We start from the raw sequence: 16,065 nt of genomic DNA on the forward strand, positions 1-16,065 counted from the left end.
GTTGTAACTTCGTCTCAGACAGGTACAATGGCGCGGCTCGCCGTCAGGTGAGCGTCGTTATGGTGACCCCATCGGTCCCCCCGCAACGATTACCCGTGAACCTGGTCAGATCCGGAAGGAAGCAGCCACAGCGGGAACATTGTGTGCCGGGGTGTGGCTGGTGGGGTTGCCTCCATAACGCACCGCGAGCCCTCTCTCGCGTTATCCATCAAAAAATACCGTTTTATTGTTCTGCCATGGTTCTCGTCCAGGGCGGATTTTCGTCGTTTGGGTTTTTGAAAACGGCGCAAAAAAAGGAGGTTGACCTGTCAAACCACGACAGGTCGGCCTCCTTTTTTCATTTCTGTCACTAAGGCTTGGACAAGGCCTGGTCAACCGCTGCAATCAGCTTTCCCAGATCCTTCGGGGGGGCTTTATGTATGACTGCGAACAGGTACGCCCGCTGTTCGTCTTCGTCGCCCAAATCTGCGAAAAAGGCTTTCAGCTTCACGTCCAGCACGTCGGCAAGCAGGAACAGGGCTTCCACGCTGGGAGTGTAGGTGCCGGTTTCGAAGCGGCTGATGGTTTTGGGGTCAAAACCGGTTTTTTCGCCGAGTTCAGCCTGAGTAAGCCCCGCGACCTTGCGGTAACGCCGGATGGCTGGACCCAAACTTGAAATTTGCATCGCTCAATTCCCATTTAGAATCAAGAACTTAACGATAGATTTTCGCATTAGACAACCGCATGATTCATCACCTTGCTTTGCAAAATGTGATGCATTTCGTAGAATCGCCGATCCAGAGGGGTATTCGGTGATCTGTTTTCGGAAGTTCGGCTGATATGGAAGAGCCAGCATTGCGCTCGTGCGAGCGGTATGTGGAGCACTGACGCGACCTGAGGCCTTGCAAAATGTTACCGAAATCGTGGTTGCTGCCCTTTATCAGGGTCTTTGAGACTAGTTGATCTTCGGCTGCCAATGGGCCATCAATCGCTGTAAATGGAGTGATCACGTGGCTCTGCGCAGTACGATTCAAAACATCTCTTCCGGGCATTGTGCGCTGGTCGAGCGGTACCACCGCTAGCGACAGTGAGCGTGACTCATGGATGAGAAATACCGCAGGGCCGTTGATGCCGCCGCCATTTTTTCCGAGACCGATCTGACCGGCCGGATTACCTACGTCAATGATCAGTTTTGCGCCATATCTGGCTATAGCCGTGATGAACTGCTCGGGCAGAACCATCGCCTGCTCAACTCCGGCCTGCATTCCGCTGATTTTTTTGCCGGGATGTGGCGCACCATCGCATTGGGCAATGTCTGGAAGGGCGAGATCTGCAATCGCGCCAAGGATGGCCGTCTGTATTGGGTCGAAAGCACCCTGGTGCCGGTGCTGGATGACGCCACCGGGCGGATTCACCGTTACCTGGCGATTCGTTTCGACATCAGCGAAAAACGCCAATTGCTGCATTCCCTGCAATGGCGGGTCGGCCATGACGTGTTGACCGGGCTGCCCAACCGCGCGTTTCTCTCGGATTTACTGGATCAGGCGCTGGCCTTCTCCCGCGAGGAAAACATTCCGCTGGCGGTGTGCATGCTCGACCTCGATGGCTTCAAGGCGGTCAACGATGGCTACGGGCATGCCAGTGGCGACCTGTTGCTGGTGGAGGTGGCCAAGCGTCTGCGCGACATTGTTCGCGGCGAGGATGTGGTGGCGCGACTGGCCGGCGACGAGTTCGTGCTGGTGTTGCGTTATGTGCGTGATGTGTCGGAGTTGCGCGCGGCGCTGAACCGAGTGCTGGGGGCGATTTCCGCACCGTACACGCTGCAGGGCAAGGCCTTGAATGTCTATGCCAGCATCGGCGTCACCCTGTTTCCCCACGACAACGAAGACGCCGAAACCCTGCTGCGTCACGCCGATCAGGCCATGTATGTGGCCAAGCAGAGCGGGCGCAATCGTTTCCATTTGTTCGATGTGTTCCGGGATCAAGAGGTCAAGGCCACTCACCAGACTGTCGAACGGGTACGCCAGGCGCTGGCTGCCGGTGAACTGCGCCTGTATTTCCAGCCCAAGGTCAATATGCGACACGGCGTTGTCGTCGGCTTCGAGGCGCTGTTGCGCTGGGAGCACCCGCGAGACGGCACGGTGCCGGCCAAGGAGTTCCTGCCGCTGGTGGAGGAAACGGACCTGATCATCGATATCGGTGAGTGGGTGATGGATCAGGTGTTGTTGCAGTTGGACCGTTGGCAGCAAGCGGGGCAGGGCTGGCCGATCAGCGTCAACATTGCCGCCCGGCATTTTCAGCGGGCGGACTTCGTCGACCGCCTCAGGCAGGTGCTTGCCCGGCATGACCGGGTCGCGCCGCAGATGCTCGACCTGGAAATCGTCGAGTCGGTGGCCATCGAAAACATCCAGCATGTCAGCGCTTGTCTGCAGGCCTGTCAGGCGCTCGGTGTACAGTTTTCATTGGGCGACTTTGGCACCGGGTATTCATCGTTGAGCTACCTCAAGCGCTTGCGCACCCAGACCATCAAGATCGACAAGTCGTTTATCCGCGACATTCTGCATGATCACGATGACTTGGCCCTGACCACGGCGGTCATTGGCCTGGCCCGGGCGTTTGGCCGACAGGTGGTCGCCGAGGGGCTGGAAAGCATTGAGCATGGTGAGCTGTTGTTGCAGCTGGGGTGCGACGTTGCCCAGGGTTACTTCATCGCTCGACCGATGCCGGCGGCGGAGGTGCCGGGCTGGGTCGAGGGGTTTGTTGCACCGCTGCAATGGCGGGGGCTGGATCAAACAGCCTGACCTCGTTTGTCGGGCATATGAAGATCAAATGTAGGAGCAAGCTCGCTCCCACAGGTTTTTACGGTTTGCCGACGTAAAGCCGGATGATGTCATCGATCTCCCCGGACATTTTCATCCTCAGCAAGGTGCGCAGAATGCGTTGCGCCGGCACTTTCGGATCATTGCGCACGTAGCAACCGACACGCTGCTCCTGCAGCACCGCCACGCCTTGCAGTTGCCCGTCAGGCAGCAAGCGTTGATTGAACCAGTCGAGCGTCCACTGGTTGCTCACGGCATAGCGATAACGTCCGGCCAGAAGCTTGTCCAGCACTTGATCCTGGTTGCGCGCGTCTTCGCGAATCAGGCGGCCGGCATCGAACAGTGGCTGCAGGGCCGGGTAGCTGTAACCCAGAACCGTACCGATGGCTTGTCGCGGCAAGTTTGCCGGAGTCACCGCGATCTCCGGTTGTTGCCGGCTGATCAGCATGTCGGGCTGATTCCAGAGGGGAATGCTCCAGAGGTAGTCCTCGGGATTCGGCAGCCACGACTGCGCGGCATAGCAGCGGACATCGACCTCGCCGTGTTCCATCGCGCCTTGCACCCGCGCCCGGGGCAGCACGTGAAACTCGGCCGGAACGCCGAGCTGGGTGGCGAGGCTGACCATTACGTCATGCAGGATGCCCTGGGTCGGTCGGCCGCGCTCCAGTTGCACCATCGGCATCGCCCAGCTGTCGGGCACCACGAAACGCAACGGCACGTCGGTGGCAGCGCTGTTCAGGCTGATCAACAGCAGTGCCCCCAAGGCCAGCCGCATAAACACTCCGATAAATACCCCCAAAGAGCATCTTAGCCAGATTAGACGAGCGCGCCGGATGCAATTTTGGCCTTGCTCCGCTAGCATTAGCCGCTTCTGTTCCTTCGTTGCGACGGTTTTCGATGAGTTATCAGGTTCTTGCACGTAAATGGCGTCCGCGCTCGTTCCGCGAAATGGTCGGCCAGACCCATGTGCTCAAGGCTCTGATCAATGCCTTGGACAGCCAACGGCTGCACCACGCTTACCTGTTTACCGGAACGCGCGGGGTCGGCAAGACCACCATCGCGCGGATCATCGCCAAATGCCTGAACTGTGAAACAGGTATCACTTCGACGCCCTGTGGCGAGTGCTCGGTGTGTCGCGAGATCGATGAAGGCCGCTTCGTCGACCTGATCGAGATCGACGCCGCGAGCCGGACCAAGGTCGAGGACACCCGCGAGCTGCTCGACAACGTGCAGTACGCCCCGAGCCGCGGTCGCTTCAAGGTCTACCTGATCGACGAAGTGCACATGCTCTCCAGCCATTCCTTCAATGCGCTGCTGAAAACCCTCGAAGAGCCACCGCCCTACGTCAAATTCATTCTGGCGACGACTGATCCGCAGAAACTTCCTGCAACGATTTTGTCGCGATGCCTGCAGTTCTCCCTGAAAAACATGACCCCGGAACGCGTGGTCGAGCATTTGACCCACGTGCTGGGCGTCGAGAACGTGCCGTTCGAAGACGATGCACTGTGGCTGCTGGGCCGCGCCGCCGATGGTTCGATGCGCGACGCCATGAGCCTGACCGACCAGGCGATTGCCTTCGGTGAGGGCAAAGTCATGGCCGCCGACGTGCGGGCAATGCTCGGGACGCTCGATCACGGTCAGGTTTACGACGTACTGCATGCGCTGATCGAAGGCGACGCCAAGGCGTTGCTCGAGGCCGTCCGTCATCTGGCCGAACAAGGCCCGGACTGGAACGGCGTGCTTTCGGAAATTCTTAACGTGCTGCACCGTGTCGCCATCGCCCAGGCCTTGCCTGAAGGTGTCGACAATGGTCACGGCGACCGTGATCGGGTGTTGGCGCTGGCCCAGGCCTTGCCGGCCGAAGACGTGCAGTTCTACTACCAGATGGGCCTGATCGGCCGCCGCGATTTGCCGCTGGCGCCGGACCCGCGTGGTGGTTTTGAAATGGTCTTGCTGCGAATGCTGGCGTTCCGGCCCGCAGACACCGAAGACGCACCGAGGCAACCGCTAAAGCCAGTGGGGATCAGCCAGGCCACAGTTGATTCCGCAAACTCAGTGGCTGCCGCGCCGGTTGTTGCGCCGGTGGTCGCTGCGGCAGTTGCACCGGTCGCTGCGGTTGTTGCTCCAGTTCCCGCACCAGAGCCTGAGCCGGTCGCGCCCGTTGTCGTGCCTGAACCGGTTGTCGTGCCCGAGCCAGCCGCGGTTGAAGCCGTCGTCGATCTGCCATGGAACGACCCGGTAGAGCCCGAAATCGTTCAGCAGCCAGCCGTCGAGCCGGTGCTGGAAACAGCTGGCGAGCAACCCGAATTGCCCCCGATGCCGTTGCCGACGCCTGATAGCGTTGTGCCGGACGCGCCGGAGTGGGCCGCTGCGCCAATCCCCGAGCCGTCCGTGGCCGACGTCGACGCCGCTACACCGGGTATCGACCCCGACGACGAGCCGCCGTTGGATGAGGATTACATCGAGCCGGACATGGATTCGGCTTACAGCTACCTCGACGAACTGGCCAGCGAACATACCGCCGAGCCAGCGCCGGAGCCCGAGCCTGAACCGGCCGCGATGCCCGCCACCGGTCTGGCCCTGCAATGGCTGGAGCTGTTCCCGAAATTGCCGATTTCCGGCATGACCGGCAGCATCGCCGCCAACTGCACGCTGATCTCCGTGGAGGGCGATCATTGGCTGATGCACCTGGACCCGGCCCACAGCGCCTTGTTCAATGCGACCCAGCAGCGTCGTCTCAATGATGCGTTGAACCAGTTTCACGGGCGCACGCTGACCCTGAGCATGGAGCTGATCAAGCCCGAGCAGGAAACTCCGGCACAGGCCGCATCCCGGCGCCGTGCAAACCGCCAGCGCGAGGCCGAGGAATCGATCCACGGTGATCCGTTCATCCAGCAAATGATGCAGCAGTTCGGTGCGGTGGTCCGTAACGATACTATTGAACCTGTCGAAGCCCTGGCCAGTCAGGGCTAATAACTGAAGGCGTTCGGCCGCATGGGCCGGGCGCTGTTTTTATCCAAGTACTTTGAGGTGATTCCCATGATGAAAGGTGGCATGGCCGGCCTGATGAAGCAGGCGCAGCAGATGCAGGAAAAAATGGCCAAGATGCAGGAAGAACTGGCCAACGCCGAAGTCACCGGTAAAGCCGGTGGCGATATGGTCACCGTGGTGATGACCGGTCGTCACGACGTCAAGCGCGTGACCATCGACCCAAGCCTGGTCGAAGGCCTGAGCGAAGACGACAAGGAAATGCTGGAGGCTGTGTTCGCCGCCGCCGTCAACGACGCCGTGCGCAAGATCGAAGCCAACAGCCAGGACAAGATGTCCGGCATGACCGCTGGCATGCAATTGCCACCCGGCATGAAACTGCCATTCTGATTCGCCAAAGCGCGTCGGATGAGCTACAAAAAAATGCCAGGCATTGCGCCTGGCATTTTTGTTTCTGTCTGTTGGAATAGTGATGCCTGTGAGGCCGCCTTCGCGAGCAAGCCCGCTCCCACAGGTGACCGCGTTCCAATGTGGGAGCGGGCTTGCTCGCGAAGAGGTCGACTCGGTCCCGGACAAAAACATCGAACGCCCCACCGCCACAAAGGTCTGCTCCCCTATACCGCCGAATTCATCGATCAAAGGAGACGCTCACATGCCAGAAGCATTGACCCTCAACCAACGTATCGTCCTGGCGTCCCGCCCGGTTGGCGCACCGACGCCAGAGAATTTTCGCCTGGAAAGGGAAGCGCTGCCGGACCTGGCCGACGGTCAGGTGCTGCTCAAGACCCTTTTTCTTTCACTGGACCCCTACATGCGCGGACGCATGAGTGACGCGCCTTCCTACGCGGCGCCGGTAGAAATCGGCGAGGTGATGACTGGCGGGGCTGTCAGCCGGGTCGAGCGTTCGATGAATCCCAGGTTTCACGAAGGTGATCTGGTCGTCGGCGCTACCGGGTGGCAGAGCCACAGCATCAGCGACGGTCGCAACATCACTCCCGTGCCGTCCGGGCTGTCGAGCCCGTCGATGGCGCTGGGCGTGCTCGGCATGCCTGGGATGACCGCTTACATGGGCTTGATGGACATCGGCCAACCCCAATCCGGCGAAACCCTGGTGGTCGCTGCGGCGTCCGGTGCCGTGGGTTCGGTGGTCGGCCAGGTGGCGAAGATCAAGGGCCTGCGTGTGGTCGGTGTGGCGGGTGGCGCGGACAAGTGCCGTTATGTGGTAGATGAGCTGGGCTTCGATGCCTGCATCGATCACAAGAGTCCCGACTTCGCCCATGAGCTGGCGCTGGTATGTCCCCAGGGCATCGACATCTATTACGAGAACGTCGGTGGCAAGGTTTTCGACGCGGTGGTGCCGTTGCTCAACCCCAAGGCTCGCATTCCACTTTGCGGTTTGATCGCGTCGTACAATGCCCACGAGGCCCCGACCGGCCCGGATCGCCTGCCGCAATTGCAGCGCACGTTGTTGACCAAACGTGTGCGCATCCAGGGTTTCATCGTGTTTGATGACTATGGTGATCGCCAGCCGGAATTTATCAGCGCCATGGCGCCGTGGGTGCGCGACGGCAAGGTGAAATTCCGTGAAGACGTGGTCGATGGTCTCGAAAATGCACCCGAGGCGTTCATCGGTCTGCTGGAAGGACGCAACTTCGGCAAACTGGTGGTGCGGGTCGCTCAGGACTGAATAATTGACGCTCATTCGAGGCGCGGGTATAAACCGCGTCTCGTTGTTTTGTCGGACGTTTCCCCCATGAGCTTCAGCCCTTTGATTCGCCAACTGATCGATGCCCTGCGAATTTTGCCAGGCGTGGGTCAGAAAACTGCCCAGCGCATGGCCTTGCAGCTGCTCGAACGTGATCGCAGCGGTGGCTCGCGCCTGGCGTCGGCGTTGAGCCAGGCCATGGAAGGCGTGGGGCACTGCCGTTTGTGCCGCACGCTGACCGAAGACGACCTGTGCCCGCAATGTGCCGATACCCGTCGCGACGACACCTTGCTGTGCGTGGTGGAAGGACCGATGGATGTCTACGCGGTGGAGCAGACCGGTTTCCGTGGACGCTATTTCGTGCTCAAGGGCCATCTGTCACCGCTCGACGGGCTCGGGCCGGAAGCCATCGGGATTCCGCAGTTGCTGGCACGGATCGAAGAGGCGGGTACCTTCACCGAAGTCATTCTCGCGACCAACCCGACGGTCGAAGGTGAAGCTACGGCGCACTACATCGCCCAGTTGCTCAACAACAAAGGCCTGATCGCCTCGCGTATCGCCCACGGCGTGCCGTTGGGTGGCGAGCTGGAATTGGTGGACGGCGGGACGTTGGCGCATTCGTTTGCGGGGCGTAAGCCGATCGCTTTGTAGTGTTCGAACCGACGCCATCGTCGGAACGCCGCCCGCAGCAAGCCGGCTCCTACAGAGATATCACGCGTCCTTGTAGGAGCCGACTTGCCGGCGATCCAGGCACCTCGGTCCACCTGATTCACACAATCCTGTTGAAAACCAAGCAAGCGCTCGGTTAACTTCGCTGAACCCCTCAGTGGAGTTCGCCGATGCCTGCCTTTCAGGAATACTTCGACCCCAACCACCAATTGGTCCGTGACAGCGTCAGACGTTTCGTCGAGCGCGAGATTCTTCCGGACATCGAACAGTGGGAGGAGGCCGAAAGCTTTCCCCGGGAGCTTTACCTCAAGGCCGGTGCGACAGGGATTCTGGGGATCGGTTACCCCGAAGCCCTGGGCGGCAGTCACGAAGGTGATCTGTTCGCCAAAATCGCCGCCAGCGAAGAGTTGATGCGCTGCGGCTCCGGCGGATTGGTCGCCGGGTTAGGCTCGCTGGACATCGGCTTGCCGCCGATCCTCAAATGGGCCAGGCCCGAGGTCCGGGATCGCGTGGTGCCGTCGGTACTGGCCGGCGAGAAGATCAGCGCACTGGCCGTCACCGAGCCCAGTGGCGGCTCCGATGTGGCCAACCTGCAAACCCGCGCCGTGCGCGACGGCGACTTTTACCGGGTCAGCGGCAGCAAAACCTTTATTACCAGCGGCGTGCGCGCGGATTACTACACCGTCGCGGTGCGTACCGGCGCGCCCGGATTCGGCGGCATCAGTCTGTTGCTGATCGAGAAGGGCACGCCGGGTTTCACCGTGGGCCGCCAATTGAAGAAAATGGGTGGTGGGCGTCGGACACAGCCGAGTTGTTCTTCGACGATTGCCGCGTACCTGCAGGCAATCTGATCGGCGCCGAAAACATGGGCTTCGCCTGCATCATGGGCAACTTCCAGAGTGAACGCCTGGCCTTGGCGCTGATGGCCAACATGACCGCGCAACTGGCGCTGGAAGAAAGCCTGAAGTGGGCGCGTCAGCGCGAGGCGTTCGGGAAACCGATCGGCAAGTTTCAGGTGCTCAAGCATCGCCTTGCGGAAATGGCTACGGCACTGGAGGTCTCACGGGAATTCACCTATCGGCAGGCGGCAAAAATGGCTGCCGGGCAGAGTGTGATCAAGGAGATTTCCATGGCCAAGAATTTCGCGACGGACACGGCGGATCGGATTACCAGCGATGCGGTGCAGATTCTGGGGGGCTTGGGGTATATGCGCGAAAGTCTGGTGGAGCGGCTTTATCGGGACAATCGCATCTTGTCGATTGGTGGCGGGACGCGGGAAGTGATGAACGAGATTATCAGCAAGCAGATGGGGCTTTAGTTGGTGGTGTGGCTGCTGGCCTCATCGCGAGCAAGCCCGCACATTTGATTGCTGTCGAACACAAATTTTGTGTGCGCAGGAGATTAAATGTGGGAGCGGGCTTGCTCGCGAAGAGGCCCGTGAAGGCACCGCTTACTTATCGCTAAGCGCAAACTGCGTCAGGCAGAAAGTAGGAATCCCCATATCTTCCAGCCGCTGCGACCCACCCAACTCCGGCAAATCAATGATCGCCGCCGCTTCATGCACCCGCGCACCCATGCGTCGAATCAGGTTGGCCGCCGCGATCAGCGTGCCGCCGGTGGCGATCAAATCATCGAACATCACCACCGAATCGCCTTCGCAAAGGCTGTCGGCGTGCACTTCAAGGAAGGCTTCGCCGTACTCGGTCGCATAACCCTCGGCCAGCACGTCGGCCGGCAGTTTGCCTTGTTTGCGGAACAGCACCAGCGGCTTGTTCAACTGATAGGCCAGCACCGAACCGATCAGGAAACCACGGGCATCCATGGCACCGATGTGGGTGAAATCAGCCTCGACGTAACGGTGGGCAAAGCTGTCCATCACCAGGCGCAGGGCGGTGGGCGACTGGAACAGCGGGGTGATGTCGCGAAAGATGACGCCCGGTTTCGGGAAGTCGATCACAGGGCGGATCAGGGATTTGATGTCGAAGGAGTCGAAGACCATCGTCGAGTTGTCCTGGCAGGCTGCAAACGTCGCAGTATAACGGCGGCTGAACCGTTTCGCTCAGCCGCGATCGCCGGATTCAGCCTTCGATCGAGCCGCCGGCCAGGGCGCAGAGCTGGATCGGGTCAAGGATATGGATTTCCTTGCCTTCAGCGGCGATCAGTTCGTTCTGCTGGAAGCGCGTGAACACCCGTGACACGGTTTCCACCGCCAGGCCCAGGTAATTGCCGATTTCGTTGCGCGACATGCTCAGGCGGAACTGATTGGCCGAGAAGCCGCGAGCGCGGAAGCGTGCCGACAGGTTGACCAGGAACGTGGCAATGCGCTCGTCGGCGGTTTTTTTCGACAGCAGCAACATCATTTGTTGATCGTCGCGGATTTCGCGGCTCATCACGCGCATCAGCTGACGGCGCAGTTGCGGCAGTTGCAGCGCCAGTTCGTCGAGGCGTTCGAACGGAATTTCGCAGACCGAGGTGGTTTCCAGTGCCTGCGCCGAGACCGGATGCTTTTCCGTGTCCATGCCCGACAGCCCGACCAGTTCGCTCGGCAGATGGAAGCCGGTGAGCTGTTCTTCACCGCCATCGCTGAGGCTGAAGGTTTTCAGGGCGCCAGAGCGTACTGCATAAACGGAATCGAAAACGTCGCCCTGGCGGAACAGGAATTCGCCTTTTTTCAATGGGCGGCCACGTTTAACGATGTCGTCCAGCGCATCCATGTCTTCCAGATTCAGAGAAAGTGGCAGGCAGAGGGGAGCCAGGCTGCAATCCTTGCAATGGGCCTGACTATTAGCGCGCAGCTTTACTGGCTCGGACATTTCTTAAATCCTTGTGAGAAAACACACATAAGACGTAAGGGTAACCCACGGCGAGACAATCAGGCCAGCGCTGTGCCATTTTGTCACAGCGCGGCGAAGGGGCGATGAAACGTTAGATCACTCGCGAAAACCGCTGGCGGTTCTGTTGTTCCAGGTAGGCATCGAACACCATGCACACCGAACGCACCAGCAATCGTCCGGCGGGCAGTACGTTGATCCGTTCATTGTTCAGTTCGATCAGCCCATCCTCGGCCATGCCTTGCAGCTGTGGCCACAACTCGCCGAAGTATCCGCGAAAATCGATGTTGAAGGCCTGCTCGATCTCGGCGAATTCCACGTTGAAACTGCAAATCAACTGCTGAATCACCGCCCGCCGGACGCGGTCATCGGCGTTGCACAGCAGGCCGCGGTTGGTCGCCAGTTGCGTGGAGGCCAGGGCGTTCTGGTACTGGTTCAGGTCGCTGCTGTTCTGGCAGTACAGGTCGCCGATCTGGCTGATGGCCGAGACGCCCAAGCCGATCAGATCGCAATGACCGTGGGTGGTGTAGCCCTGGAAATTGCGCTGCAGGGTCGATTCTTCCTGGGCAATCGCCAGTTCATCGTCGGGCAGGGCGAAGTGGTCCATGCCGATGTAGCGATAGCCGGCGGCGGTCAGTTGTTCGATGGTGCGCTGGAGCATCTCCAGTTTCTGCGCCGGGGTCGGCAACTCGTCGCTGTTGATTCGCCGTTGCGGCATGAAGCGCTCCGGCAAGTGCGCGTAGTTGAACACCGACAACCGGTCCGGTTGCAGGTTGATCACTTCGTCGACGGTGCGGGCGAAATTGTCGGGTGTCTGTCTGGGTAAGCCGTAGATCAGGTCAATGTTGATCGAGCGGAATTGCAACGTCCGCGCCGCGTCGATCACCGCCCGGGTTTCTTCCAGGCTTTGCAGGCGATTCACCGCCCGTTGTACCGCCGGGTCGAGGTCTTGCAAACCGATGCTGACCCGATTGAAACCCAGTTCACGGAGCAGGCCCATGGTCGACCAGTCGGCTTCCCGCGGGTCGATTTCGATGCCGTAATCGCCGGTGTCGTCGTCCAGCAGGTTGAAGCTTTTGCGCAACTGGGCCATCAGCTGGCGCAATTCGTCATGGCTGAGAAAGGTTGGCGTGCCGCCGCCGAAGTGCAGCTGCTCGACCTTCTGCGCCGGGTCGAGGTGGCAGGCGATCAGCTGGATTTCCTGCTCCAGGCGTTGCAGGTAGGGCAGGGCACGCCCGCGATCCTTGGTGATGACTTTGTTGCAGGCGCAGTAGTAGCAAATGTTCGCGCAGAACGGCACGTGCACATACAGCGACAACGGGCGCAGGGCCTTGCGGCTTTCGCGCAGCGCATGGAACAGGTCGAAGGTGCCGACATGACCGTCGAACTGAACGGCGGTCGGGTAGGAGGTGTAGCGCGGTCCCGCCAGGTCATAACGGCGGATCAGATCAGTGTCCCAACGAATGGCGTCGAGCATCATGCGGGCATTCCCCCGGATAGGCTGGCAGTGTCGGCAAGTCTATGGGGTGCGGCGTTGGGGCATCTTGATTTGCATCAACGGGTGTCAAGATCAAAAGGTCGCAGCCTTCAGCAGCTCCTACAGGTATACGCGATGCCCTGTAGGAGCTACCGAAGGCTGCGATCTTTTGATCCCGTTTCTAATGCCCCATGAGCCAGTGCTGATGCGGCCCCGGCAAGGTCCAGATGCCGAACAGCATGACCAGCAGTCCTCCGGCCATCCGCACGCTACGTTTGCGCAACAGCGCCGTGACACGCTCGGCCGCCAGCCCGGTGGCGAGCAACACCGGCCAGGTGCCAAGGCCGAACGCGAGCATCAGCAATGCACTGTCCAGCGCATTGCCCTGGCTCGCCGACCACAGCAGCGTGCTGTAAACCAGCCCGCAGGGCAGCCAGCCCCAGAGCGCGCCGAGCAACAATGCGCGGGGAACGCTCGACACGGGCAGCAGTTTGGTCGCGACGGGCTGGATATGCCGCCACAGACCGCGCCCGACGCTTTCGATGCGGGTCAGCCCGCTCCACCAGCCCGCGAGATAAAGCCCCATGGCAATCAGCAGTAACCCGGCGAGGATGCGCATGAACATCGCCGCAGGGCTGTTCGCCACCGCCCAACCCGCCAGGCCGATCAGCAGGCCGGCAGTGGCGTAGCTGAGAATTCGCCCGAGGTTGTAGGCCAGCAGCAATCGAAAGCGTCGGCTGCGCTGTTCCTTGGGAATCGCCAGGGTCAACGCGCCCATCAAGCCGCCGCACATGCCCAGGCAATGACCGCCGCCGAGCAGGCCGAGGATCACCGCAGACACCAGCAGTGGCGCCAACTCAAGCATGCGGGGGCGCCTTGTCGTCCGGTTTGACCGGATGGCCGCTGGCTTCGTCGACCGCAGCGGTGTGTTTCGGATCCTGGTCGTCGAACAGGATGCTGTGGGCCGGGCCGTCGAGGTCGTCGTACTGACCGCTGTCGACTGCCCAGAAGAAGATGTAGACCGCGATGGCCACGATCAGCAGCGCGGCCGGGATCATCACGTAGAGAGCTGGCATGGGAAGGCTCCATGCCCGCGCGGCTCAGGCCGGCAGCGGGCGGGTTTCTGGCGTGGCGCTGGCGGCCGGCGCGCTCGGCAGGCGAGTCAGGCGAGTCAGGCGCAGGGCGTTCAGCACCACGGTCAACGAACTGATCGACATGCCGACCGCGGCCCACACGGGCGTGATCCAGCCGAGGGCGGCGAACGGCAACATGAGGCCATTGTACAGCCCGGCCCACAGCAGGTTCTCGATGATTACCCGACGGGTGCGCCGGGCGAGGCTGAAAGCTTGCACCAGCGCGTCGAGTCGGTTGGACAGCAGCACGGCGTCGGCACTGGTTTTCGCCAGATCGGTGGCCGAACCCATGGCGACGCTGATGTCGGCGGCCGCCAGCACCGGAACATCGTTGACTCCGTCGCCGAGCATCAACACCTTGCGACCTTCCTTGTGCAACTGTTGCAGGACCTGCAATTTGTCGTCCGGACGCAAACCGCCGCGGGCCTCGTCGATGCCCAGTTCCGCGGCGACGCTGGCGACCATCGGCGAGCTGTCGCCGGACAGTAGCAACGTGCGCCAGCCACGCGCCTTGCAGGCTTTCAATAATGCGGGCGCATCGACGCGCAAACGGTCGTCGAGGACGAACCACGCCAGCGGCCCCTGACTGTCGCCGAGCAACAGCCACTGACCGGCCTCGTCGGGCATCAACGGTACGGCGGCGCCACTGAATTCACAGACAAAACCCGGTTGGCCGATCCGCAGGCGTTGCTCGCCGACCACACCTTCCAGGCCCAGCCCCGGTGTGCTGTGGACTTCTTCGGCGGCCAGCGGCGCGCGGCCAAATGCACGGGCGATCGGGTGTTCGGAACGGTTTTCGAGGGCGGCGGCGAGGCCCAGGCACTGATCGCTGTCGAGTGCGCCGAGGGGGCGGATCGAACGCAACGCCAGGCGCCCTTCGGTAAGGGTGCCGGTTTTGTCGAAGATCACCGTGTCGATCTGGTTCAGGCCTTCCAGCACATGACCGCGTGTCAACAAAAGCCCCAGTTTATGTAGCGTGCCGGTCGCGGCGGTGAGGGCAGTTGGCGTGGCAAGGGACAAGGCGCACGGGCAGGTCGCGACGAGCATCGCCAGGACAATCCAGAAAGCGCGCGATGAGTCCAGCTCCCACCAAAGCAGGCCAATGCAGGCAGAGGCGATGAGCGTCAGCAGCAGGAACCATTGCGCGGCGCGGTCGGCGATCTCTGCCAGTCGGGGCTTCTCGGCCTGAGCGCGGTCCAGCAGGCGGACGATGGCGGACAGTCGGGTGTCCTGGCCGAGGGCGAGGACTTCCACAGTCAGCGCGCCTTCGACGTTCAGGGTGCCAGCGGTGACAGCATCACCGAGCGTTCGCGGTTGCGGCAGGTACTCGCCGGTCAGCAGGGATTCGTCGATGCTCGACTGGCCGTCAAGGATCTTGCCGTCGGCCGGGAGGATCGCGCCGGGATGCACCAGCACATGATCGCCGACGCGCAGTTCGCTGAGCAGGATGCGCTCGCTCTGGCCGTCATTGCGCAGGCGCAGGCACGAGGCCGGCAGCAAATTGACGAGTTGTGCCGTGGCGGCGGCGGTGCGTTCCCGGGCGCGTCGCTCCAGATAACGCCCGGCGAGCAGGAACAGCGCAAACATGCCGACGGCATCGAAATACAGTTCGCCAACCCCGGTGATCGAAGTCCAGATCCCGGCGATGTAGGCACTGCCAATCGCCAGCGACACCGAAACGTCCATGGTCAGGTGACGGGTGCGCAGGTCGCGCATTGCGCCTTTGAAGAACGGTGCGCAGCTGTAGAACACGATCGGCGTGGTGAGGAACAGCGCGACCCAGCGCAGGATGGTGTGCAGCTCGGGGCTGAGGTCGATGTTGAATTCCGGCCAGGTGGCCATGGTCGCCATCATCGCCTGGAACCACAGCAGCCCGGCGACGCCGAGCTGGCGCAGGGCCAGGCGGTTTTCGCTGGCCAGTTGTTCGCTGGCGCGGTCTGCCTGATAGGGGTGAGCGGCGTAGCCGATGTGGCGTAGTTCGCTGAGCACTTGGCTGAGCGGCAATTGCGCATCGGCCCAGCGCACGTGCAGGCGATGGTTGGACAGGTTCAGCCGCGCTTCCGCCACCGCTGGCAAACCGCGCAGGTGCTTCTCGATCAGCCAGCCGCACGCCGCGCAGCTGATGCCTTCCATCAACAGGGTGGCTTCGGCGAGCTCGCCGTCGTGGTGCACGAAAGGCTTTTGCACGTCGGCGCGGTCATACAGCGCCAGCTCGTCCACCAACTGCACCGGCAACGTTTCGGGGTTGGCCGAGGCTTCGCTGCGATGCTGGTAATAGCTTTCCAGCCCACCCGCGACAATCGCTTCGGCCACAGCCTGGCAACCCGGGCAGCAGAACTCGCGGGTTTCACCGAGGACGGCAGCGGTAAAGCGGCTGCCCGCCGGGACGGGCAGGGCGCAGTGGTAGCAGGGCAGTTGGGCGGTCATAAGGTGGAGTCTTATCGTCTGGGAAGGGCTCATACCT

Annotated in this window: 13 protein-coding genes, 1 other RNA gene and 1 pseudogene; 7 read left to right on the forward strand and 8 right to left on the reverse strand. The window is 61.4% G+C overall.

Annotated features, from left to right (window positions below; translation table 11 throughout):
* Positions 1-69 precede the first annotated feature (69 nt).
* Positions 70-166, forward strand: an RNA gene (gene ffs, locus FBY04_RS11250) — signal recognition particle sRNA small type.
* A 183-nt stretch (positions 167-349) separates the two neighbouring features.
* Here ffs and FBY04_RS11255 read toward each other — a convergent pair.
* A complete protein-coding gene (locus FBY04_RS11255) occupies positions 350-664 on the reverse strand; it encodes a helix-turn-helix domain-containing protein (RefSeq protein ID WP_145315248.1) in 315 nt (104 codons plus the stop codon).
* Between the two features lie 415 nt (positions 665-1,079).
* On the opposite strand from FBY04_RS11255, the gene FBY04_RS11260 reads away from it, so the two are divergent.
* The gene (locus FBY04_RS11260; protein ID WP_145315249.1) at positions 1,080-2,780 is read left to right on the forward strand and encodes a bifunctional diguanylate cyclase/phosphodiesterase; all 1,701 of its coding nucleotides are present in this window, start codon (positions 1,080-1,082) and stop codon (positions 2,778-2,780) included.
* Positions 2,781-2,838: 58 nt separating this feature from the next.
* On the opposite strand, the gene FBY04_RS11265 is transcribed toward FBY04_RS11260, so the two are convergent.
* Positions 2,839-3,573, reverse strand: a complete 735-nt coding sequence (locus FBY04_RS11265) for an ABC transporter substrate-binding protein (RefSeq protein WP_145315250.1) — start codon at positions 3,571-3,573, stop codon at positions 2,839-2,841.
* 122 nt (positions 3,574-3,695) lie between these two features.
* On the opposite strand from FBY04_RS11265, the gene dnaX reads away from it, so the two are divergent.
* From dnaX to FBY04_RS11290, 5 genes and pseudogenes are all read left to right on the forward strand, one after another.
* Positions 3,696-5,771 (forward strand): DNA polymerase III subunit gamma/tau, encoded by a 2,076-nt coding sequence (dnaX, locus tag FBY04_RS11270; RefSeq protein WP_084318640.1) that lies wholly within the window; start codon positions 3,696-3,698, stop codon positions 5,769-5,771.
* 66 nt (positions 5,772-5,837) lie between these two features.
* Complete coding sequence (locus tag FBY04_RS11275) at positions 5,838-6,176, forward strand: YbaB/EbfC family nucleoid-associated protein (RefSeq protein WP_008028561.1); 339 nt, start codon at positions 5,838-5,840, stop codon at positions 6,174-6,176.
* A gap of 262 nt (positions 6,177-6,438) precedes the next feature.
* A complete protein-coding gene (locus tag FBY04_RS11280; protein WP_145315251.1) occupies positions 6,439-7,473 on the forward strand; it encodes an NADP-dependent oxidoreductase in 1,035 nt (344 codons plus the stop codon).
* A gap of 66 nt (positions 7,474-7,539) precedes the next feature.
* Positions 7,540-8,142 (forward strand): recombination mediator RecR, encoded by a 603-nt coding sequence (recR, locus tag FBY04_RS11285; RefSeq protein WP_017337523.1) that lies wholly within the window; start codon positions 7,540-7,542, stop codon positions 8,140-8,142.
* Positions 8,143-8,330: 188 nt separating this feature from the next.
* Positions 8,331-9,478: pseudogene (locus tag FBY04_RS11290) on the forward strand (acyl-CoA dehydrogenase family protein).
* 132 nt (positions 9,479-9,610) lie between these two features.
* On the opposite strand, the gene FBY04_RS11295 reads toward FBY04_RS11290, so the two are convergent.
* The 6 genes from FBY04_RS11295 to FBY04_RS11320 form a co-directional block, all read right to left on the reverse strand.
* Positions 9,611-10,159, reverse strand: coding sequence for an adenine phosphoribosyltransferase (locus FBY04_RS11295; protein WP_008057870.1), 549 nt, complete (start codon positions 10,157-10,159; stop codon positions 9,611-9,613).
* 79 nt (positions 10,160-10,238) lie between these two features.
* On the reverse strand, positions 10,239-10,973 hold the full coding sequence (fnr, locus tag FBY04_RS11300) for a fumarate/nitrate reduction transcriptional regulator Fnr (RefSeq protein ID WP_084318633.1): 735 nt from the start codon (positions 10,971-10,973) through the stop codon (positions 10,239-10,241).
* Positions 10,974-11,085: 112 nt separating this feature from the next.
* The gene (gene hemN / locus FBY04_RS11305) at positions 11,086-12,468 is read right to left on the reverse strand and encodes an oxygen-independent coproporphyrinogen III oxidase (RefSeq protein ID WP_084318826.1); all 1,383 of its coding nucleotides are present in this window, start codon (positions 12,466-12,468) and stop codon (positions 11,086-11,088) included.
* Between the two features lie 181 nt (positions 12,469-12,649).
* Positions 12,650-13,333, reverse strand: a complete 684-nt coding sequence (locus FBY04_RS11310; protein ID WP_145315252.1) for a sulfite exporter TauE/SafE family protein — start codon at positions 13,331-13,333, stop codon at positions 12,650-12,652.
* Complete coding sequence (gene ccoS, locus FBY04_RS11315) at positions 13,326-13,544, reverse strand: cbb3-type cytochrome oxidase assembly protein CcoS (protein WP_145315253.1); 219 nt, start codon at positions 13,542-13,544, stop codon at positions 13,326-13,328. Before ccoS ends, FBY04_RS11310 begins: the two co-directional genes overlap by 8 nt.
* A gap of 24 nt (positions 13,545-13,568) precedes the next feature.
* Positions 13,569-16,028, reverse strand: coding sequence for a heavy metal translocating P-type ATPase (locus FBY04_RS11320; RefSeq protein WP_145315254.1), 2,460 nt, complete (start codon positions 16,026-16,028; stop codon positions 13,569-13,571).
* Between the last annotated feature and the right edge of the window lie 37 nt (positions 16,029-16,065).

The organism is Pseudomonas sp. SJZ080 (assembly GCF_007828295.1).
Taxonomy (GTDB): domain Bacteria; phylum Pseudomonadota; class Gammaproteobacteria; order Pseudomonadales; family Pseudomonadaceae; genus Aquipseudomonas; species Aquipseudomonas migulae_A.

Excerpts from the sequence above, each read along its gene's own strand:
- FBY04_RS11255 (WP_145315248.1), bottom strand. The coding sequence starts at position 664 with ATGCAAATTTCAAGTTTGGGTCCAGCCATCCGGCGTTACCGCAAGGTC.
- FBY04_RS11260 (WP_145315249.1), top strand. The coding sequence starts at position 1,080 with ATGGATGAGAAATACCGCAGGGCCGTTGATGCCGCCGCCATTTTTTCC.
- FBY04_RS11265 (WP_145315250.1), bottom strand. The coding sequence starts at position 3,573 with ATGCGGCTGGCCTTGGGGGCACTGCTGTTGATCAGCCTGAACAGCGCT.
- dnaX (WP_084318640.1), top strand. The coding sequence starts at position 3,696 with ATGAGTTATCAGGTTCTTGCACGTAAATGGCGTCCGCGCTCGTTCCGC.
- FBY04_RS11275 (WP_008028561.1), top strand. The coding sequence starts at position 5,838 with ATGATGAAAGGTGGCATGGCCGGCCTGATGAAGCAGGCGCAGCAGATG.
- FBY04_RS11280 (WP_145315251.1), top strand. The coding sequence starts at position 6,439 with ATGCCAGAAGCATTGACCCTCAACCAACGTATCGTCCTGGCGTCCCGC.
- recR (WP_017337523.1), top strand. The coding sequence starts at position 7,540 with ATGAGCTTCAGCCCTTTGATTCGCCAACTGATCGATGCCCTGCGAATT.
- FBY04_RS11295 (WP_008057870.1), bottom strand. The coding sequence starts at position 10,159 with ATGGTCTTCGACTCCTTCGACATCAAATCCCTGATCCGCCCTGTGATC.
- fnr (WP_084318633.1), bottom strand. The coding sequence starts at position 10,973 with ATGTCCGAGCCAGTAAAGCTGCGCGCTAATAGTCAGGCCCATTGCAAG.
- hemN (WP_084318826.1), bottom strand. The coding sequence starts at position 12,468 with ATGCTCGACGCCATTCGTTGGGACACTGATCTGATCCGCCGTTATGAC.
- FBY04_RS11310 (WP_145315252.1), bottom strand. The coding sequence starts at position 13,333 with ATGCTTGAGTTGGCGCCACTGCTGGTGTCTGCGGTGATCCTCGGCCTG.
- ccoS (WP_145315253.1), bottom strand. The coding sequence starts at position 13,544 with ATGCCAGCTCTCTACGTGATGATCCCGGCCGCGCTGCTGATCGTGGCC.
- FBY04_RS11320 (WP_145315254.1), bottom strand. The coding sequence starts at position 16,028 with ATGACCGCCCAACTGCCCTGCTACCACTGCGCCCTGCCCGTCCCGGCG.